The following is an 18,491-nucleotide window of genomic DNA, read 5'->3' on the forward strand; positions in this document are numbered from 1 at the left end:
TGAGACCGGCCCTCCTTGCAGCGCTTGGGTCCTAAGTGGCGGAGAGGTAGCCCGTCTCCAGCATGATGACGACGGCGACGCCGAGGATGCAGCGGTACCAGACGAAGATGAACACGCTGTGCTTGGCGACCCACTTGAGCATCCAGTGCACGGCCGCGAGCCCGACGAAGAACGCGATGATCGTCGCCACGAGCATCTGCGCGCCGCTGGGCACCGAGCCCTCCGTCGCCGGGTCGAACACGTCGCCGAGGCTGAGGATGCCCGCGCCGAACACGGCCGGGATCGCCAGGAGGAACGAATACCGGGCGGCCACCGAGCGGTCAAGGCCGATGAAGAGGCCGGCCGTGATCGTGCCGCCCGAGCGGGAGACGCCCGGGATGAGCGCGCCCGCCTGCGCGAAGCCGAGGATGAGGCCGTCCTTCATCCGGAAGTCGTCCCAGGTGCGGGTCTTCTTGCCCACGAGCTCGGCCAGCGCGAGCAGCAGGCCGAAGAAGATGAGGCTGAAGGCGACGAGCCAGAGGTTGCGGGCGCCCTCGCGGATCGCGTCCTTGAAGATGAGGCCGAAGAACACGATCGGGAGGGTGCCGACGATGACGTACCAGCCCAGTCGGTAGTCGGTCTCGCCGCGCAGTTCCTTGTCCCACAGGCCTTTCCACCAGGCCACGAGGATGCGGACGATGTCCTTCCAGAAGTAGAGGAGGACGGCGGTCTCGGTGCCGAGCTGGGTGACGGCGGTGAAGGAGGCGCCCGCGTCCTCTTCGAAGAACAGCGCCGAGGTGAGGCGCAGGTGCGCGGAGGAGGAGATCGGCAGCATCTCGGTGAGGCCCTGGACGATCCCGAGCACGATGGCCTCGAACCAGGTCATGTCGACCATGCGGAGGCCCCCTTCCGGGCACGGGTCCTGCAGGGGGGAGTGTGCATTGGCGCTTCTTTCGTCACATCGACGGTCAGGCGTCGCACGGGCCTGCTTGCGGCTCCCGGCGCGACGGGGACATCTTGCCAGACGCGGTCCTGTGACCGCTCGGCACACGCGAGCGGGGTGAGACGCGCCAGGACTGGGCCCCAAGGAGTCGAGGGCGAGAAGTTGCGCACCTTTGACGCTTTCTTGATGGCCGGTCGCGGCGGCGCGGGGAATGATGGGTCCGTGTCACGTGGCGAACTGCGGATCTACCTCGGCGCGGCCCCGGGGGTCGGCAAGACCTTCGCCGCGCTCGAAGAGGCCCGCCGCCGCTGTGCCCGCGGCACCGACGTCGTCGTCGGGTTCGTCGAGACCCACGGGCGGCGTCACACCGCTGAGCTGCTCGAGGGCCTCGAGGCGGTGCCTCGGAAGGTCGTGGGCGGCGTCGCCGAGCTCGACGTGGACGCCGTCCTCGCCCGCGCTCCCGCGGTGGCCATCGTCGACGAGCTCGCGCACGCCAACGCGCCCGGCTCGCGCAACGGCCAGCGCTGGCAGGACGTGGACGAGCTGCTCGACGCCGGGATCGACGTCATCTCGACGGTGAACGTGCACGACCTCGCGTCCCTCAACGACGTGGTCGCCCAGATCACCGGGGTGCCGCAGGAGCAGACCGTCCCCGATGAAGTGGTGCGCCGCGCCGACCAGGTCGAACTCGCCGACATCACCCCCGAGGCGCTGCGCCGCCGCATGGTGCACGGGAACGTGTACCCGCCCGAGAAGGTGGGGCCGGCGCTCGCCGACTACTTCCGGGTCGGGAACCTGACGGCGCTGCGCGAGATCGCGCTGCTGTGGCTCGCGGACAAGGTCGAGGACCAGCTCGAGCAGTACCGCGAGGACCAGCACATCACCGCGACGTGGGAGTCCAAGGAGCGCGTGGTCGTGGCGCTCTCGGGCGGCGACGAGGGCGACACGCTCATCCGGCGGGCCGCGCGGATCGCGGCGCGGTCGGGCGGGGCCGACCTCAAGGCCGTGTACGTGGCCTCCGGGGACGGGCTCACCAGCGCCCGGTCGGCGCGGAACCTGGCCCGGCAGCGGAACCTCGTCGAAGGCCTCGGCGGCTCGTACCACCAGGTGGTGGGGCGGGCGATCCCGAACGCGCTCTTGGAGTTCGCGCGCGGTGTGAACGCCACGCAGCTGGTGCTCGGGGCGTCGCGGCGGGGCCGGTTCGCGCAGATGCTCTCGCGCGGCGTCGGCGTCACGACGGCGGCCAGCTCCGGGAAGATCGACGTGCACCTGGTGAGCCACGAGCGGGTCGCCACGGTGAGGCGGCCGTCCGGGAACCGGGGCGTGGTCGGCGGGCGCAGGCGGCTCGGCATCGCGCTGGCGATCCTCGGGGTGCCGGCGCTGTGCATGGCGATGCTGCCGCTGCACGAGGAGCTGTCGCTCACGACGATGATCCTCATCGTGCTCACCGCGGTCATGGGGCTGACGCTCGCGGGCGGCATGTGGCCGGCGCTGCTGGGCGCGCTCTCGGGGAGCCTGCTGCTCAACTACTTCTTCACCGAGCCGTACAACACGTTCAAGGTCCACGACCAGGAGCAGCTGATCTCGCTGGCGATCTTCGTGGCACTGGCGCTGGGCGGGGCGAGCGTGGTGAACCTGTCGGCGGCGCGGGCGCGGCTGGCGGCGCGGGCGAGCACGGAGGCGCAGACGCTGGCGACGCTCGCGGGGACCGTGCTGCGCGGCGGCAGCCGGGTGGAGGACCTGCTGGAGCGGTTGCGGGAGACGTTCTCGCTGGAGTCGGCGACGCTCCTGGAGCGCACCGAGGCCGGGGCGGGTCCGGCCGAGCGGCAGGACGCCAAGTTGTGGCGGGTCGTCGCGTGCGCGGGCGAGGGCTGCGCGAGCCCGGGCGCGGCGGAGAACGACCTGCCGATCGGCGACGACCTGGCGCTGGCGCTGCGCGGGCACACGCTGGAGGCGGCGGACCGGCGGATCGCGCAGGCGTTCGCGATGCACGCGGCCGCGGCGCTGGAGCGCGAGCGGCTGGAGCGGCAGGCGGCCGCGGTGCAGCGGCTCACGGACACGGACAAGCTGCGCACGGCGCTGCTGGCGGCGGTCTCGCACGACCTGCGGACGCCGCTGGCGTCGGCGCGGGTCGCGGTGTCGAGTCTGCGGTCCACCGGGGACCTGTTCACGCCGGAGGAGCACGACGAGCTGCTGGAGTCGGCCGAGACGTCCCTGGCGCGGCTGACGAGCCTGGTCGACAACCTGCTCGACATGTCGCGGCTCCAGGCCGGGGTGCTCGGCGCGAACCCGGTGCCGGTGGCGCTGGACGACGCGGTGCCGTGGGCGCTCGACGAGATCGGGGACGCGGCGGCGGCCGTGCGGCTCGACGTGGCCCCGGACCTGCCCGAGGTCACGGCCGATCCCGGTCTGCTGCAGCGCATCCTGGTGAACGTGGTGGCGAACGCGCTGCGGTTCAGCCCCGAGGGCGTGCCGCCGCTGGTGATCGCGGGCCGGCACGGAGAACTGGTGCAGCTGCGGGTGGTCGACCGCGGCCCCGGCGTCCCGGACGAGAGCCGGGAGTTGATGTTCACCCCGTTCCAGCGGCTCGGCGACCGCGACAATACGACCGGTGTGGGGCTGGGCCTCGCGCTCTCGCGCGGGCTCGCGGAGGCCATGGGCGGCTCGCTCGTGGCCGAGGCGACCCCGGGCGGCGGGCTGACGATGGTGCTGGCGCTGCCGCACGTGGAAGAGAAGGGCACGGAGTGATCAAGATCCTCGTCGTGGACGACGAACCGCAGATCGCGCGGGCGCTGCGGATCAACCTGACCGCGCACGGGTACGAGGTGGCGACCGCGCCCGACGGGGCGCAGGCGCTGCGCGCCGCCGCGGCGCTCGTCCCCGACCTCGTGGTGCTCGACCTGGGCCTGCCCGACATGGACGGCACCGAGGTCATCGCGGGCCTGCGGGGGTGGACGACCGCGCCGATCCTGGTGCTCTCGGGCCGCGCCGCGAGCGCCGAGAAGATCGCCGCGCTCGACGCGGGCGCCGACGACTACGTGACCAAGCCGTTCGACATCGGGGAGCTGCTCGCCCGGGTGCGGGCCGCGACCCGGCGCGGGAACGCGGGCGGCGACGCGCCGGCCACCGAGATCGGCTCGGCCACTGTGGATCTGGCGGCGCGGACGGTCAAGCGGGGCGGCGAGGAGGTGCGACTCACCAAGACCGAGTGGCAGCTCCTCGAAGTGCTGCTGCGCAACCCCGGGAAGCTCGTGGGCCAGCGCGAGCTGCTGCACCGGGTGTGGGGCCCGAACTACGACCGGGAGACGAACTACCTGCGCCAGTACATGGCCCAGTTGCGCCGCAAGCTCGAAGCGGACCCGGCCCGGCCGGTGCACCTGCTCACCGAGCCGGGCATGGGGTACCGGTTCAAGCCTTGATCGCCGGTCAGCGCAGCCGGGCGGTGTGGGTGGCGCCCAGGGAGCCTTCGGTGCGGACGGTGAGCCTGGCCTTGTCCCCGGTCTCGACGGTGACGGTTTCGTCGGTTTCGACGACTTCGCTTGCGGCGTACGGCAGTTCGATGACGACTTCGGCGGCGGTGCGGCCGGGGTCGGCCACGGCGACCGCGATGCCGTCGTCGCTTCGGGTCACGATCACGGAGGCGGGTCCGTCGCATGCGAGGCCGCCGACTTCACCGGCCTGCCAGAAGTGGGCGGCGATGAGGCCGTCGGCTTCGACCGCCTGTACCGCGGTGGTGTTGGCGGCGATGGCGACGGTGGGGTGGGCGGCCCAGACGGCGGTCTCGGCGGCGGTCGCGGTCGGCAGCAGGACGTAGGCGTACGAGACGTCCACAGGGGACACGCCGTGGTCGTACCAGAGGGTCGAGTAGCGGCGGGTGTGGACCTCGGTGTCGCCGCCGCCGGTGGTGGGGCCCTGCTCAATGTCGTTCCAGGCCCCGCGGCGCGTCTCGCGCCCGGCGTGGAGGCCGGTGCTCCCCGCGGGGAAGACGTATCCGGCGGCGCCGGGCAGATGGACCCAGGAGGCGCCCTCGATCGACGTCTTGAGGTCGGTGTCCTCGTCGGGGAACGCGCCGTCGACGGCCATGCGGCGGTCGCCGTCCTCGTGGCGGTTGCGGTGCTCGACAGTGGTCCAGACCGCGCGGCCGTCCGCGGCGCTGACGCCCGCGCCCAGCGCGCACACCACGTCGCCGACCACGAACCAGGCCTTCTTGGCGCGCAGCGAGGAGCCTTCGGCGACCAGGTCCATCGCCGCCGCCGCGTACCGGTCGTCCAGGGTCGCGCCGCCCGCGACGTCGTTCTCGGGCAGGTGGAGCACCATGTCGTGGCCGACGCCGACGACCTCGCGCTTGCGGGAGTCCACGGTGACGCCCGGGAGGCGGTAGGGGTTCGCGGTGGGCCAGAACTCGTCGCCGAACTGGAGCGGGTCGTCCACGGTGTACAGGTAGGACATGCCGTCCCCGATGTACCAGCCCTGCAGGTTCTCGCCGCCGACCATCTCGTACCCGGCGACGCGGCGCGAGGACATCGACAGCGCCCACGACCACCCGGGCCGGCGCACCAGGAGGCGGGCCATGTTCGGGTAGATCCGCGTCAGCTCCGGGCGGGGCGCGGCCCCGACCGAGGCGTCCGCGAGGAGCTCCTTGGCCTGCCGGATGCCGCGCAGGTCCATGCGCTCGAAGTGCGGGACGGACGAGCGCTCGATCCAGCCGCGCGCGAGCGACCGCCACCGGTCGCGGTGCGCGGCCGGGGCGAACTCGGCGAGGGCGAGCAGGGCGGCGGTGATCTCGGGGCCGGTGTGGCTGTCGCGCTGGGTCGGGCGGGCGATCGCCCTGCCGCGCAGGCAGTCCATGAACAGCCCGTCCTCGGTGAACGGCGTGAACGAGCGGTCGACCGCGTCGTAGAGGCCTTCGAGCTCGGGGTCGGTGACCTGCCAGACCGAGTCCTGGAGGAGCGCGAGGGCGAGCGTGACCGAGTTGAGCAGGGCGAGCCCGTAGCTGCCGGTGCTGGGCACGTGGCCGTGCTGGATGTACGAGCCGTCGCGGTGGAAGCCGTCGCCCTCGTCGACGAGGCGGAAGAGGCTGTTGGCGCCGTCCTCGGCGATGTCGGAGAGGCCGTCGCGGGCGAGGTCGAGCTTGGCGAAGTCCTCGCCGACGAGGCCGCGCAGGGCGAGGATCGCGGCCTTGTCGGCGCGGTTGGCGCCGGTCTCGCGCTCGCCGGGCGAGGAGACGCGGTCGTCGGCGTTGGGGCAGAAGCGGTCGACGACGGCGAGGTAGTGGCCGAGGTGCTCGGCCGGGATGTGGTCGTGCATGAGGACGCAGGTCTGCATGAGCGCGGCGGGCGCGCCGATCTCCCACCAGTACCAGTTGCCGGAGGGCTCGGCGTGCTCGTTGTAGCCGGACCGGTAGAGCAGGTCGAGGGCGTCGACGATCGCGGTGGCGGCGACGGGGCCTTCGAACAGGTCGGTGCCGGGGGTGGCGCAGGCGAGGGCGAGGCGGCGCAGGCGCACGTACGAGTTGGTGAAGGCCAGCGGTTCGCTGACGGGGCCTATGTCGGCCCAGAGCGCGGTGCGGCCCTCGCTGCGGTCCATGGCCTCCCAGTCTTCGAAGGACTCGCGGTCGAGGACGCGCATCGGCCGTCCGTAATCGGTGTCGGCGGTGTCGGTGACGCCGCCGGTGAGCAAGGCGCGGGCGCGGTCGCGGAGCGCGGCGAAGTCGAGCGGTCCCGAACCGGCCCAGGGCTCGGCCTCGTCGGGGAGCGCGGTGATGACGCCCCGGTCGCCGCCGCGCGAGAGCAGCGCGGCGGTGGCGGCGCCCGCGCCGACGAGGCCGAGGGCCCCTCCGAGGAGCACTCGTCGTTGCAAAGGCGGCATGCGGTTCCAACTCCGGGGCGGCAGGGAAAGTCGGGGACCATAGTAGCCGCCTCGTACACATGCGCCACAAGGAAAGCCGTTGGCCTCTCCCGTGCGCTGTCAGGCGGTGCCCGACGGCCCGCCGTCAGACCCGTTCCCCCGCTCGTTTCGCTTCGGCGCTCGGACACCGGAGGCCATCCGTCTGGCCTGTGGCGGGCCGCCGACGTTTCGCGCGGCGGTCACCCCGCGGGCGGGAGGTGGACCGTCATGACGAGGGCGCAAGGCTTGTCGCCCGCGCGGTAGGCGTGCGGGACGTCGCCGCCGAACGTCGCGGTCTGACCTGCTTCGAGGGCGTGCTCGACGCCGTCGACGATGAGGACCATCCCCCCGGCGACGACGCTGACGGTCTCCTGCACGCCGGCCTGGTGCGGGTGGCTCTCGTACGCCTCGCCCGGTTCGAGCCGCCAGCGCCAGACTTCGACCGGGGCGGGGCCGGGGGTGGTGAGCACGAGCCGGGCCTCGCCGCCGTGCGCCCCGGTCCACAGTGGTGTCACGTTCTGGGCGTCGACGACGCGGACGCGGTCCTCGGCGGGGCCTTCCATGAGTGCGGAGACGGAGATCCCGAGGGTGTCGGCGAGTCGGACCAGGGTGGCGAGGTTGGGGTTGCCTTGGGCCTTCTCGAGGCCGACGAGGGCGCCTTTGCTGACGCGCGCGCGGCGGCCGAGTTCGTCGAGGGAGAGCCCGGCCCGGGCGCGGGCGGCTTTCACGTTGGCCGCGACCGTGCGCAGTGCCGCTTCAGCCTCGCTCATGTCTCCGCCTCCTTGGTCACTGTGTTGATCACTACGGTCGTTTGACTGACCGACCTCGGTCGTTCTAGGATTCTATCCGGTCATTCTGTTGGAGGTGTCACCGTGATCGCGCTCGCGCTGGCTCTGGGCAGTTCGCTCGCCTACGGGTGCGCCGACTTCTTCGGCGGGCTCGGAGCGCGCAAGGCCCATGTCCTGCGGACGGTCATGATCGCCGCCCCGGCGAGCCTCGCGGTCGAGCTGCTGCTGTGGCCGCTCCTCGGCGCTTCGTTCAGTCCCGCGACCCTGGCGTGGGGCGCGGCCTCGGGCGTCGCGTCGGCGGCGGCGTTCGTGCTGCTGTACCGGACGCTCGCGATCGGTCCGATGAACGTCCTCTCCCCGATCACCGCCCTCGTCTCGGCCGCGCTGCCCGTGGGGGTGGGTCTGCTGCAGGGCGAGCATCTGGCCGCGGCAGGGATGGTCGGCCTGCCGCTCGCGCTCGTGGCGGTGGTCCTGGTGAGCGCCGGTCCGGGCGTGCGCTCCTCGCGGCCTTCCCGAACCGCGCTGCTGCTGGCGTTCGGCGCGGGCACGGCGATCGCGCTGCAACTGGTCTTCCTGCACCAGGCCCCCGCCGACAGCGGCGTCGGGCCGCTCATCGTCGGCCGCGCCGTCTCGTCGGCGGTGACGCTCGGCGCGGCGTTCGCCTTCCGCCGCAGGCTCGGGCAGGCCGAACCCGCCTATGCGATGTCGGCCGGCGCGGGGGCGCTCGACTCCATCGCGAACCTGCTGTTCCTCCTCGCCTCCCGCAGCGGCGACCTCGCGGTGGTCGCGGTGATCGTCGCCCTCTACCCGGCGGGCACGGTCCTCTTGGCCCGCAAGGTCCTCGGCGAACGCCTCCACCGCGGCCAGCTGACAGGCCTCGTCGCAGCGGCGGCCGCGGTGAGCCTCCTCGCCCTCAACTGACAAGCGCGACAGGGCCGTTCGGCCAATGGTCCCTTTCGGTCGGTGCACGTACGGTTTGCCGATGAGAGTGCGCACGTCGAGGACCCTCCCGCTGCCGATCGAGTCGCTGTGGACGATGCTGTGCGATTCGCGGATGACCGAAGCGCCACGGTCGCCGCTGTTCCACCTCGGCCTGCCGCGTCCGGTGGAATGCCGCCTCCCCGACGGCTCCGGTGGGGTAGGGCAGAGCCGGGAGTGCATGGCGGCCAACGGATCGGTGCACTAGCGGATCACCGACTGGGAGCCGCCGCAGCGCCTCGTGTTCCGGATGGAGCGGACGAACCTGGTGCACCGGTGGTTCTTCGACTCGGTCGTCGAGGAGTTCACCCTCGCCGCCGTCGACGAGTCGGCCACGCGCGTCACTCGCGTCACGACGGGCCGCATCAAGCCCGGGTTCTACCTGCTGTGCCCTTTCTTCAAGATCGGTCTGCGCGAGGTGCACCGGTTCGTGTTCCGGAACTGGGCCGCGGCCTAGACGGCGATCTTCTCCCTGGAGCCTTGTGTTCGGCTCTGCCGGACACGGCGGCCGCCGCGAGGGCCGCGAGGCCCAGGGCCACGCCGATCCAGACGGGGGCGAGGAGCCCGAGGCCGCCGTCGATGGCGAGGCCGCCGAACCAGGCGGCAGCGGCGATGCCGACGTTGAACGCCGCGGCGTTCACCGAGGAGGCGAGCGAGGGCGCTTCCTTGGCGACGTCCATGACGCGGGTCTGGAAGACCGGGACCATCGCGAAGCCGGCCGCGCCGAGGACGAAGACCATGATCGCGGCCGGAACGGCGTGCGGGGCCGCGAAGGCGAAGACGACCAGCGCGGCGGTGGCCGCGGTGATGGTGCCGTAGAGGGTCGGCATGAGGGCGCGGTCGGCGAGGCGGCCGCCGAGGAGGTTGCCGGCGGTCAGGCCGACGCCGAAGAGGATGAGGAGCCAGGGGACGGCGCCGGTGTCGAAGCCGGAGACACGGGTGAGGATCGGCTCGAGGAAGGTGATGGCCGCGTAGGCCGCGCCCCAGCCGAGCATCGTGACCGCGAGGACCTGCCAGACCTGCGGTCTGCGGAAGACCGCGAGCTCGGCGCGGAGGGACCCGCCGTTGTCGTTCGGGCGGGAGGGCACGAACGCGATGATCGCGGCCAAGGAGACCGCGCCGATGACCGCGATGCCCCAGAACGCCGCGCGCCAGCCGAGCTGCTGGCCGAGGGCGGTGCCGAAGGGCACGCCGACGACGTTCGAGAGGGTCAGGCCGGTCATCATGAGCGCGATGGCGCGCGAACGGCGCTCGGGGGCGACGAGGCTGGCGGCCATTACCGGGCCGATGCCCATGAACGCGCCGTGGCAGAGCGCGGAGACGACGCGGCCGGTCATGAGGACCCCGTAGTCGGGGGCTTTCGCGGCGAGCGCGTTCCCGGCGATGAAGAGGGCCATGAGGACGACGAGCATGGTCTTTCGCGGCAGCCGGGTCCCGGCGGCGGTCATGATCGGCGCGCCGATCGCGACCGAGGCGGCGTAGCCGGTCACGAGGAGCCCGGCGGTGGGGATCGAGACGTCGAGGTCGTCGCCGAGCGGGCCGAGGAGACCGACCACGACGAATTCGGTGAGGCCGATCCCGAACGCGCCCAAGGCGAGTGCACCGAGGGCCAGCATGCGGCGGCTTTTTGAGGTGGCCATGGCGGTCAAGTATTCGCCCCTCGCCCGGGCCTGTCCAGGACTTTTTCAATCCATTGGAAAAATTCCGTGTGACGGTCCGATGACCGGTGCGTAGGCTGGGCGTGTGGCACAGAGCGAACCGAACCGGACCGACGGCACCGAGCACTCGACCAAGGGCGCGTACGTGACCGGCGGCGAGTTCACCCGGGACACCAACTACATCGAGGACCGCGTCGTCGCCGACGCCGCGGCCGTCCGGGCCGCCCCGGTCGAGCCGCACTCGAAGATCGGCGACCCGCGCATGGCCGGGCTCACCGAGGGCGCGCAGGCCTGGCCGGTCGAGCCGGGCCGCTACCGGCTCGTGGCCGCGCGGGCCTGCCCGTGGGCGCACCGGTCGATCATCATCCGCCGCCTCCTCGGCCTCGAGGAGGCGCTCTCGCTGGCGACGCCGGGGCCGGTGCACGACGTGCGCTCGTGGACCTTCGACCTCAACCCGGACGGCCGCGACCCGGTGCTCGGCACCGAGCGGCTGCAGGAGCACTACTTCAAGCGCTTCCCCGACTACCCGCGCGGCATCACCGTGCCCGCGATCGTGGACGTGCCCTCCGGAGAGCTGGTCACCAACAACTACCCACAGCTGACCTTCGACCTCTCGACCCAGTGGACCGCGTTCCACCGCGAGGGCGCGCCCGACCTGGTCCCGGCCGCACTGGCCGACGAGATGCTCCCGGTGATCGAGCGGATCTTCACCGAGGTCAACAACGGCGTCTACCGGGCGGGCTTCGCCGGCTCCCAGCGCGCGTACGAGCTGGCGTACGCCCGCCTCTTCGACGCCCTCGACTGGCTCGAGGAGCGCCTCGCCGACCGCCGCTACCTCATGGGCGACGCGGTCACCGAGGCCGACGTGCGGCTCTTCACGACCCTGGTCCGGTTCGACGCGGTCTACCACGGCCACTTCAAGTGCAACCGCAACAAGCTCACCGAGATGCCGGTCCTGTGGGCGTACGCGCGCGACCTCTTCCAGACCCCCGGTTTCGGGGACACTGTGGACTTCGACCAGATCAAGCGCCACTACTACGTCGTGCACGAGGACATCAACCCGACTCAGGTCGTGCCCGCCGGGCCGGACCTGGAGAACTGGCTCTCCGACCACGGCCGGGAGTCCTTGGGCGGCAAGCCCTTCGGCGACGGCACCGCGCCCGGCCCAGTGGCCGAGGAGGAGCGGCCGCCCGGTGCGAACCCGCTCTACCGGGACTGACTCACCAGCCCGCGGTGACCTCGGCCCGCCGCTGCCACTCGGCGACGGCGGGCCCGTCCGGGTCCCAGCGGCGGCAGAACTCCCGGAGGCCCAGGCAGCGGTCGACCATCGCGGCCCGGCGTTCGGGCCAGCGCGGGACGAACGCGCCGTAGCCCTCGAAGAACGCGCCGAGCGCGCCGACCCGGTCCGGGTGGTGCATCCGGACGATCCACTCGCACCAGGCCAGGTCCTCGATCGGGTCCCCGAGGTGCGCGAACTCCCAGTCGACCACGGCCGCGACCGCGTACGTCTCCGGGTCGAGCAGGAGGTTGTTCGGGCCGAAGTCGCCGTGGACCAGCGTGCCCGCGCCGAGGACGCTCGGGCGGGCATGGATGCGGCGCAAGACCTCCCCGCAGGCCCGCAGCACTGCTTCGGGGTCGCCGGCGTCCATGAGTTCCTGCCCCGGCTCGCCCGCGACGAATCCGAGAATCAGGCTCTCGTCACCCGCGCCGAGCAGCGGCGGCACCGGGAGCACGCCGGCGAGGTCGGCGAGGAGCTCACGCTCGCGCGCCAGGCGCGCGGCGGCGTCGGGCCCCTGGTAGCGCTTGACGACGGTGGCTTGGTCGGCGGTGGTCTGGTTCGTGTAGCCGTGCGGCAGTCGACGCATCCGCCGAGTATGCGGGGGCGAAGCCCGGCGGGCGAGCGGTTTAACGGCGGTGGAACTCCTGGTTCGCGGTGTGAAGTGCGGCGAGAACCGTAGTCCGGGACTCCGCGCTCGGTTACGGTTGCGACGACCGCCGCAGTCCAGGACGGAAGGCCCGCCGTGATCTACAGCCTCTTCGACTCAGCCGTTGCCTACCAGCCGACCGAGGCCGAGCAGACCGAGCCCGTGCCGCCGATCGAGGCGGTCCTCTTCGACTTCAGCAACACTATTTTCAAACTCATTGACGCCGGCACCTGGCTGCGCCGCGTCGCCGCCGCGACCGGCCGCCCGCTCGGCGACGAACTGCTCGAGAAGACCGTCGCCCAGCTCGGCGAGGCCTACCGCATCCCCGAGGTCGCCGCCTTGCAGGTCGGCCGCGACGAGTCCGCCGAGCAGCACGAGACGGCCCTCCTCGGGTGGTTCGCGCACGTCGACTACCTCCAGGGCATCGAGGCCGAGGCGTACGCCCTGATCGCCGCCCCCGACGCGTGGGTGCCCTACCCCGACACCGAGCCGCTGCTGCGCGAACTGCGCCGCCGCGGCATCAAGACCGGCATCGTCTCCGACTTCCCGTGGGACGTGGGCGTCCACATGGAGCACTTCGGGCTCGTCGACCTCATCGACGTGCGCGTCATCTCCTACCAGTACGGCACCGAGAAGCCCGACCCCGTGCTGTTCCGCGCCGCGTGCGAGCGCCTCGGCGTCGACCCCCGCCGCACCCTCATGGTGGGCGACAACCCCGCCAAGGACGGCGGCGCGGCGGCCACCGGCCTGCGCGCGTACATCCTCCCGGGCGAAGTGCGCCTCGGCGAGCGAGGTCTCTCGCACGTCCTCGATTTCCTCGAATGAGCGCAGCTCGGAAGACTGACCTGCGCACTTGCCTTGGAGTGCACTCCAAGTCGTAGCTTCGAGGCATGAACGACAAGCAGCAACCGATCGGATCGGGCTTCCACGCCCGCTCAACCGCCGCCGACGTCCTCGACGGCCTCGACCTCACCGGGAAGACGGCCGTCGTGACCGGCGGCTACTCCGGCATCGGCCTCGAGACCACGCGCGCCCTGGCGAACGCCGGGGCCGCCGTGGTCGTCCCCGCGCGGCGGCCGGGCCTGGCCGCGGCCAACCTCGACGGCATCGCGGGCGCGGAGGTCGACGAACTCGACCTCGCCGATCTCGCGAGCGTCCAGGCCTTCGCCGAGCGCCGCCTCGCCGACGGGCGGCGCATCGACATCCTCGTCAACAGCGCGGGCGTCATGGCCTGCCCTGAGACTCGGACCGACCAGGGCTGGGAGCTCCAGTTCGCGGTCAACCACCTCGGGCACTTCGCGCTCGTCAACCGCCTCATGCCGCTGCTCGACGGCGCGCGCGTCGTGGCGGTCTCCTCGGGAGGACACGGGATTTCGGCCCTCCGCTGGGACGACCCGCACTTCGAGGACGGCTACGACCGGTGGCAGGCGTACGGCCAGTCGAAGACCGCGAACGTGCTGTTCGCGGTCGAGCTCGACCGGCTCGGCGTCAAGGCGTTCGCGCTGCACCCCGGGGCGATCCTCACCCCCTTGCAGCGGCACATCCCCGTGGAGGAGCAGCGCGAGCTGGGCTGGATGGACTCGGACGGGAATCCGCCGGACTACTTCAAGAGCACCGAGCAGGGCGCGGCCACTCAGACCTGGGCGGCCGCGTCGCCGCGGCTCGACGGCTTCGGCGGGGTCTACCTGGAGGACTGCGAGGTCGCCGAGGTGACCGTCGAGGGCCCCGGTGTGCGCAAGCATGCGATCGATCCCGCTGAGGCCGAACGACTCTGGGCGTACTCCGCGGAACTCACCGGGGTGAACGCGTTCGCTTAGGCGCCCTTGGCCTTCGGCTTGGCGCGCAGGTGCGCCCGCTCGCCCTGGCTGCCGAAGAGGCTCAGGAACTCCACGGACCGCTCGTCGGCGCTGCCGAACCAGTGCGGGGTGCGGGTGTCGAACTCGGCGGCCTCGCCGGGCTTCATCACGAAGTCGTGCTCGCCGAGCACGACCCGCAGGTTGCCGTTGAGGATGTACATCCACTCGTACCCCTCGTGGACCTTCAGGTCAGGCTCGCCCCGGGCGCCGCCGGGGATGACCAGCTTGTAGGCCTGGATGCCGCCGGGGCGGCGGGTGAGCGGCAGGCAGATCATGCCGTGGCGCTTGATCGGGCGCATGTGGACGCGCGGGTCGCCGGTGGGCGGGGCGTCCACGAGGTCGTCCAGGGTGACCCCGTGGGCCTTCGCCAAGGGCAGCAAGAGTTCCAGCGTCGGCCGACGGGCGCCCGACTCGAGCCGCGAGAGCGTGCTCACGGAGATGCCGGTCTGCTCCGAGAGGTCGGCGAGGGTCGCCTCGCGCTCCTTGCGCAGCGCGCGCAGGCGCGGGCCGACCGCGTCGAGGGCCTGGTCCATCGCTTCATCCATGGCAGCGATTTTGCCATAACGGCAAGATAATTTGCCATTTTCGCCGAGTCGGTCTTACGGTCGTCCTCGGAGGTGGTCGCAGTGACCGATGAACTGAGGGATCAGTACGACGTGGTGGTGGTCGGCGGCGGCGCCGCGGGTCTGAACGGGGCGCTCATGCTCGCCCGCGCTCGGCGCGCGGTGGCCGTGATCGACGCGGGCGAGCCGCGGAACGCCCCGGCGGAGGGCGTCCACGGCCTGCTCGGACGCGAGGGCATGCCGCCGGCCGAGCTGCTGGCGATCGGCCGCGGCGAGGTGCGCCAGTACGGCGGCCACGTGGTGGACGGCGCGGTCTCGGGCGCGAAGGCTGCCGAGGGCGGGTTCGCCGTCGCCCTCGCTGACGGCCGGGAGGTCAAGGCCCGCAAGCTGCTCGTCACCACAGGCCTGGTCGACCGGCTCCCGGAGATCCCGGGCCTGGCCGAGCACTGGGGCCGCGGCCTGATCCACTGCCCGTACTGCCACGGCTGGGAGGTCCGCGACCGGGCCATCGGCGTCATCGCGACCGGGCCGATGTCGATGCACGGCGCGCTGCTGTTCCGGCAGTGGACCGCCGACCTGGTGGTCTTCACGAACGAGCGGCTGGCGCTCCCGGCCGAGGAGCGCGAGAAGCTCATCGCGCGCGGCACCCGGATCGTGGACGGCGCGATCGAGCGGATCGAGGCCGAGGACGGGCGCATCACCGGGGTGCGGCTCGCCGGCGGCGAGTTCGTGGAGCGCAGCGTCCTCGCCACCGCGTCCCGCATGGAGGCCCGGGCCGGGTTCCTGAAGGGCTTGGGGCTCACCACGGTCGAACACCAGTCGGGCGCAGGCGAGCACGTCCCGGCCGACCCGGTCGGCCGAACCGACGTCCCCGGCGTGTGGGTCGCGGGCAATGTCACCGACCTCATGGGACAGGTCGGCGCGTCCGCCGCGGCGGGCGCGATGGCCGGGGCGCAGATCAACATGGAGCTGGTCAACGAGGACACGGCGGCCGCCGTGGCCGAGTACCGGGCCCGGTAGCCAAGCGCGGCAAAGAGAAAGGTGCGGCGGCCCTGCGGCCGCCGCACCTTCGCTGCCTTACTGCGCACCTGATCTACTGCGTGCCCGATGTGGTGTCAGGCTCGACCCAGGTCGTGGCGATGTGATCGTCCCCTTGCTCCCGCTCGCTCCGGAGGGCATCGGCGCCGCCGCCGGGTCCGCCGAGGACGAACACGCCCTCGAACTCGTCGTCAGGAGCGGCCGCGGCCGCCTCGACGACCTCGCTCGCCCAGTCCACCGGAAGTTCGGCGGCGGCGTAGTCCACCGCGTCGCCGCCATCGCCGCCGTCGCCCATCACGCCTCCACTCCGTATGCGTTCCTTCGAAAGTACCGGTTCGGAGCCATCGGGGGGGACCGCCGCTAGGACGGGCGCTTCGCGCGCGAGCCGCCGGTCGCCAGGCGCATCAGGTCCGAGCTCAGGTCGATCTCGAGCTCAGTGCCGCCCGCGCTGCCGTACTCGTGCTGGTAGTGCTTCCACGACTCGCTGCGGACCTGCTCGGCGAAACCGGACTCCATGAGCAGGAGCAGCTCGATCGCGGCGCGCGTGATCCGCTCCCCCAGCTCCTTCGAGTTCCAGTCCTCCGTGGCGGCGAAGACCGAGGTCGGCACGGTCAGCGTGCGCAGGTACGCGAACAGCGAGCGCATCTGCTCGTCCACCACCAGGGCGTGGCGGGCCGTGCCGGCCGTCGCCGCGAGCACCACCGGCTTGGCGATGAGCAGGTCGTTGTCGAGCAGGTGGAAGAAGGAGCTGAACAGGCCGCTCGGCGCGGCCTTGTACACCGGGGCGCTCGCCACGACCGCGTCGGCGGCCCCGAGGAGCTCGACGGCGCGGGTCAGCTTGGGGCCCATGAGCTGCGAGACGAGAGCGGTCGCGATCTCGCTCGCGAGCTCGCGCAGATCGATCACGTCGGTGGCGACGGTCTCGGAGCGCTCCTCGGCGAGGGTGCGCACGCGGTCGGCGATGCGGTCGGCGAGCATCCTGGTCGAGGACGGGTCGCTGGTGCCGCCGCTGACAACGACGAGCCGGAACGGCGAGTCGTCATGTGCGCCGTCGAGACGGGACGGCGAGTCGTCATGTGCGCCGTCGAGACGGAACGGCGAGTCGTCATGTGCGCCGTCGAGACGGAACGGCGAGTCGTCATGTGCGCCGTCGAGACGGGACGGCGAGTCGTCACGAGTGCTGTCGGGTGGGAACTGCTTGCCGGTCACAGCACGGCCTCCTGCCGGTTGCGTTGTGCGGGGGTCGCCGCGCCTTGGGCGGCGAGTTTGCGGCCGATGGCCTCGAGCTGGGCCATCTCCTCGTCGGTGAGGGCGGCCGTGACGGCGCGGGCGACGTCGACGGCGTGCCGGCCGCCGACGCGCCGCTGCCGCTCGCGCCCGGCCTCGGTGAGGGCGAGCCTGACGCCCCGCCCGTCCTCGGGGTCGGCGGTGCGCTCGATCAGGCCGCGCTCGGCGAGCCGCTCCACGAGCCGGGACAGGGCGGGCTGGCTGAGCAGCACGCCGCGTCCCAGCTCGAACAGGCGCAGCGGGCCGTCGTGCTTCGAGAGCGTGTAGAGGACGTCGTACTCGCGCATGGACAGCTCGCCCCAGATCGGCTCTGCGGCGAACCGCTTCATGAGCGAAGCGTGGGCGGTCAGCAGCGACTCCCAGGCCTCGTTCGCGCGGCGGCTGCGGCTGCGGGTCATGGCTAGATCTCCGGGTACTCGGCGGCGGCGTCGCTGTCCTGGTAGGGCGAGGCGCCGGTGACGTTGTCGCCGCGGTTGGCGTTCGGGCGGGGCTGGCGCACCGGGGCGTCGCCGTACTTCGCCTGCACGCGCGCCGCGTGGGTCGGCGCTTCGGCCGACTCGGGGTCGCGCCGGGCGGCCAGCTCCTTGCGCAGCACCGGGACGACCTCCTCGCCGAGCAGGTCGAGCTGGTTGAGCACCATCTTCAGCGGCATCCCCGCGTGGTCGATGAGGAACATCTGGCGCTGGTAGTCGCCGAAGGCGTCGTGGAAGGTCAGGGTCTTGTCGATGACCTCCTGCGGGCTGCCCACCGAGAGCGGCGTGCCGCGCGTGAACTCCTCCAGGGACGGGCCATGGCCGTACACCGGGGCCTCGTTGAAGTACGGGCGGAATTCGCTCACCGCGTCCTGCGAGCGCTTCGCGATGTACGCGTGGCCGCCGAGCCCCACGATCGCCTGCTTGCGCGTGCCGTGGCCGTAGTGCTCGAAGCGCTGGCGGTAGAAGTCCACGAGGCGCTTGGAGTGCGACGTGGGCCAGAAGATGTGGTTGGCGAAGTAGCCGTTGCCGTAGAACGCGGCCTGCTCGGCGATCTCGGGCGTGCGGATCGAGCCGTGCCACACGAACGGCGGCACATCGTCGAGCGGGCGCGGCGTCGAGGTGAAGCCCTGCAGCGGGGTGCGGAACTCGCCCTCCCAGTCCACCACGTCCTCGCGCCACAGCCGGTGCAGCAGGTTGTAGTGCTCGAGAGCGAGCGGCAGGCCCTGGCGGATGTCCTGGCCGAACCACGGGTAGACGGGAGCGGTGTTGCCGCGCCCGAGCATGAGGTCCATGCGGCCCTTCGACAGGTGCTGGAGCATCGCGTACTCCTCGGCGATGCGCACCGGGTCGTTCGTGGTGATCAGGGTGGTCGCCGTGGTCACGATCAGCCGCTCGGTGAGGGCGGCGATGTGCGACAGCAGCGTCGTCGGGGAGGAGGAGAAGAACGGCGGGTTGTGGTGCTCGCCGATGGCGAACACGTCGAGGCCCACCTCTTCGGCCTTGACGGCGATCTTGAGGATGCCGTCGATCCGCTCGGCCTCGGACGGGGTCTCCCCCGACACCGGGTCGCGCGTGATGTCACTGACTGAGAAGACTCCGAACTGCATCGTAATCC

General features: G+C 72.0%; 19 protein-coding genes. 9 read left to right on the top strand and 10 right to left on the bottom strand.

Translation table 11 applies throughout. The features are described from left to right. Positions 1-31: 31 nt before the first annotated feature. Entirely contained in the window at positions 32-865 is an 834-nt protein-coding gene (locus AB0K52_RS10575; RefSeq protein ID WP_363529545.1) for an undecaprenyl-diphosphate phosphatase, read from the bottom strand. 279 nt (positions 866-1,144) lie between these two features. On the opposite strand from AB0K52_RS10575, the gene AB0K52_RS10580 reads away from it, so the two are divergent. Together AB0K52_RS10580 and AB0K52_RS10585 are read left to right on the top strand one after the other, a co-directional pair. Then, positions 1,145-3,670 (top strand): DUF4118 domain-containing protein, encoded by a 2,526-nt coding sequence (locus AB0K52_RS10580; protein WP_363529214.1) that lies wholly within the window; start codon positions 1,145-1,147, stop codon positions 3,668-3,670. Next, a complete protein-coding gene (locus tag AB0K52_RS10585) occupies positions 3,667-4,341 on the top strand; it encodes a response regulator (protein ID WP_363529217.1) in 675 nt (224 codons plus the stop codon). The genes AB0K52_RS10580 and AB0K52_RS10585 overlap by 4 nt, the downstream gene beginning before the upstream one ends. A 7-nt stretch (positions 4,342-4,348) precedes the next feature. On the opposite strand, the gene AB0K52_RS10590 is transcribed toward AB0K52_RS10585, so the two are convergent. Together AB0K52_RS10590 and AB0K52_RS10595 are read right to left on the bottom strand one after the other, a co-directional pair. Further along, positions 4,349-6,790 (bottom strand): polysaccharide lyase 8 family protein, encoded by a 2,442-nt coding sequence (locus tag AB0K52_RS10590; protein WP_363529220.1) that lies wholly within the window; start codon positions 6,788-6,790, stop codon positions 4,349-4,351. 218 nt (positions 6,791-7,008) lie between these two features. Beyond that, entirely contained in the window at positions 7,009-7,578 is a 570-nt protein-coding gene (locus AB0K52_RS10595) for an XRE family transcriptional regulator (RefSeq protein WP_363529223.1), read from the bottom strand. Positions 7,579-7,680: 102 nt separating this feature from the next. Between AB0K52_RS10595 and AB0K52_RS10600 the strand changes: the two genes are divergently transcribed. The 3 genes from AB0K52_RS10600 (at position 7,681) to AB0K52_RS10610 (ending at position 9,031) form a co-directional block, all read left to right on the top strand. Then, on the top strand, positions 7,681-8,517 hold the full coding sequence (locus AB0K52_RS10600) for a DMT family transporter (protein ID WP_363529226.1): 837 nt from the start codon (positions 7,681-7,683) through the stop codon (positions 8,515-8,517). Positions 8,518-8,578: 61 nt separating this feature from the next. Continuing rightward, positions 8,579-8,782 carry a hypothetical protein gene (locus AB0K52_RS10605; protein WP_363529229.1) on the top strand — a complete coding sequence of 68 codons (204 nt, stop codon included), beginning with the start codon at positions 8,579-8,581 and terminating at the stop codon, positions 8,780-8,782. Between the two features lie 42 nt (positions 8,783-8,824). After that, positions 8,825-9,031 (top strand): hypothetical protein, encoded by a 207-nt coding sequence (locus AB0K52_RS10610; protein ID WP_363529232.1) that lies wholly within the window; start codon positions 8,825-8,827, stop codon positions 9,029-9,031. Here AB0K52_RS10610 and AB0K52_RS10615 read toward each other — a convergent pair. Then, positions 8,973-10,214, bottom strand: coding sequence for an MFS transporter (locus AB0K52_RS10615; RefSeq protein WP_363529235.1), 1,242 nt, complete (start codon positions 10,212-10,214; stop codon positions 8,973-8,975). The genes AB0K52_RS10610 and AB0K52_RS10615 overlap by 59 nt on opposite strands. Positions 10,215-10,317: 103 nt before the next feature. Between AB0K52_RS10615 and AB0K52_RS10620 the strand changes: the two genes are divergently transcribed. Beyond that, positions 10,318-11,451, top strand: coding sequence for a glutathione S-transferase C-terminal domain-containing protein (locus tag AB0K52_RS10620; RefSeq protein ID WP_363529237.1), 1,134 nt, complete (start codon positions 10,318-10,320; stop codon positions 11,449-11,451). A gap of 1 nt (position 11,452) precedes the next feature. On the opposite strand, the gene AB0K52_RS10625 is transcribed toward AB0K52_RS10620, so the two are convergent. Further along, positions 11,453-12,097: a phosphotransferase gene (locus AB0K52_RS10625; RefSeq protein WP_363529240.1), complete on the bottom strand. Its 645-nt coding sequence runs from the start codon at positions 12,095-12,097 to the stop codon at positions 11,453-11,455. A 156-nt stretch (positions 12,098-12,253) separates the two neighbouring features. Here AB0K52_RS10625 and AB0K52_RS10630 point away from each other — a divergent pair, with 156 nt between their 5' ends. Continuing rightward, the gene (locus AB0K52_RS10630; RefSeq protein ID WP_363529243.1) at positions 12,254-12,982 is read left to right on the top strand and encodes an HAD-IA family hydrolase; all 729 of its coding nucleotides are present in this window, start codon (positions 12,254-12,256) and stop codon (positions 12,980-12,982) included. 65 nt (positions 12,983-13,047) lie between these two features. Further along, entirely contained in the window at positions 13,048-13,974 is a 927-nt protein-coding gene (locus tag AB0K52_RS10635; protein ID WP_363529247.1) for an SDR family NAD(P)-dependent oxidoreductase, read from the top strand. On the opposite strand, the gene AB0K52_RS10640 is transcribed toward AB0K52_RS10635, so the two are convergent. Further along, complete coding sequence (locus AB0K52_RS10640; protein WP_363529250.1) at positions 13,971-14,558, bottom strand: XRE family transcriptional regulator; 588 nt, start codon at positions 14,556-14,558, stop codon at positions 13,971-13,973. The genes AB0K52_RS10635 and AB0K52_RS10640 overlap by 4 nt on opposite strands. A gap of 72 nt (positions 14,559-14,630) precedes the next feature. Between AB0K52_RS10640 and AB0K52_RS10645 the strand changes: the two genes are divergently transcribed. Then, the gene (locus AB0K52_RS10645) at positions 14,631-15,596 is read left to right on the top strand and encodes an NAD(P)/FAD-dependent oxidoreductase (protein ID WP_363529253.1); all 966 of its coding nucleotides are present in this window, start codon (positions 14,631-14,633) and stop codon (positions 15,594-15,596) included. 73 nt (positions 15,597-15,669) lie between these two features. Here the strand turns inward: AB0K52_RS10645 and AB0K52_RS10650 are convergent, their stop codons facing one another. From AB0K52_RS10650 to AB0K52_RS10665, 4 genes are all read right to left on the bottom strand, one after another. Further along, entirely contained in the window at positions 15,670-15,912 is a 243-nt protein-coding gene (locus AB0K52_RS10650) for a hypothetical protein (protein ID WP_363529256.1), read from the bottom strand. Between the two features lie 62 nt (positions 15,913-15,974). Next, positions 15,975-16,823 (bottom strand): CE1759 family FMN reductase, encoded by an 849-nt coding sequence (locus tag AB0K52_RS10655; protein ID WP_363529259.1) that lies wholly within the window; start codon positions 16,821-16,823, stop codon positions 15,975-15,977. Then, entirely contained in the window at positions 16,820-17,299 is a 480-nt protein-coding gene (locus tag AB0K52_RS10660) for a MarR family transcriptional regulator (RefSeq protein ID WP_363529262.1), read from the bottom strand. The genes AB0K52_RS10655 and AB0K52_RS10660 overlap by 4 nt, the downstream gene beginning before the upstream one ends. Before the next feature lie 2 nt (positions 17,300-17,301). Continuing rightward, positions 17,302-18,483 carry an LLM class flavin-dependent oxidoreductase gene (locus tag AB0K52_RS10665; RefSeq protein ID WP_363529264.1) on the bottom strand — a complete coding sequence of 394 codons (1,182 nt, stop codon included), beginning with the start codon at positions 18,481-18,483 and terminating at the stop codon, positions 17,302-17,304. Between the last annotated feature and the right edge of the window lie 8 nt (positions 18,484-18,491).

Origin of the sequence: Glycomyces sp. NPDC049804 (genome assembly GCF_040674615.1) — a bacterium.
GTDB lineage: Bacteria > Actinomycetota > Actinomycetes > Mycobacteriales > Micromonosporaceae > Glycomyces > Glycomyces niveus.

What these genes read in the sequence shown, in the direction of transcription:
- AB0K52_RS10660 (WP_363529262.1), bottom strand. Translation starts at nt 17,299, where the DNA reads ATGACCCGCAGCCGCAGCCGCCGCGCGAACGAGGCCTGGGAGTCGCTG.
- AB0K52_RS10635 (WP_363529247.1), top strand. Translation starts at nt 13,048, where the DNA reads ATGAACGACAAGCAGCAACCGATCGGATCGGGCTTCCACGCCCGCTCA.
- AB0K52_RS10575 (WP_363529545.1), bottom strand. Translation starts at nt 865, where the DNA reads ATGACCTGGTTCGAGGCCATCGTGCTCGGGATCGTCCAGGGCCTCACC.
- AB0K52_RS10595 (WP_363529223.1), bottom strand. Translation starts at nt 7,578, where the DNA reads ATGAGCGAGGCTGAAGCGGCACTGCGCACGGTCGCGGCCAACGTGAAA.
- AB0K52_RS10665 (WP_363529264.1), bottom strand. Translation starts at nt 18,483, where the DNA reads ATGCAGTTCGGAGTCTTCTCAGTCAGTGACATCACGCGCGACCCGGTG.
- AB0K52_RS10605 (WP_363529229.1), top strand. Translation starts at nt 8,579, where the DNA reads ATGAGAGTGCGCACGTCGAGGACCCTCCCGCTGCCGATCGAGTCGCTG.
- AB0K52_RS10590 (WP_363529220.1), bottom strand. Translation starts at nt 6,790, where the DNA reads ATGCCGCCTTTGCAACGACGAGTGCTCCTCGGAGGGGCCCTCGGCCTC.
- AB0K52_RS10610 (WP_363529232.1), top strand. Translation starts at nt 8,825, where the DNA reads ATGGAGCGGACGAACCTGGTGCACCGGTGGTTCTTCGACTCGGTCGTC.
- AB0K52_RS10615 (WP_363529235.1), bottom strand. Translation starts at nt 10,214, where the DNA reads ATGGCCACCTCAAAAAGCCGCCGCATGCTGGCCCTCGGTGCACTCGCC.
- AB0K52_RS10625 (WP_363529240.1), bottom strand. Translation starts at nt 12,097, where the DNA reads ATGCGTCGACTGCCGCACGGCTACACGAACCAGACCACCGCCGACCAA.
- AB0K52_RS10640 (WP_363529250.1), bottom strand. Translation starts at nt 14,558, where the DNA reads ATGGATGAAGCGATGGACCAGGCCCTCGACGCGGTCGGCCCGCGCCTG.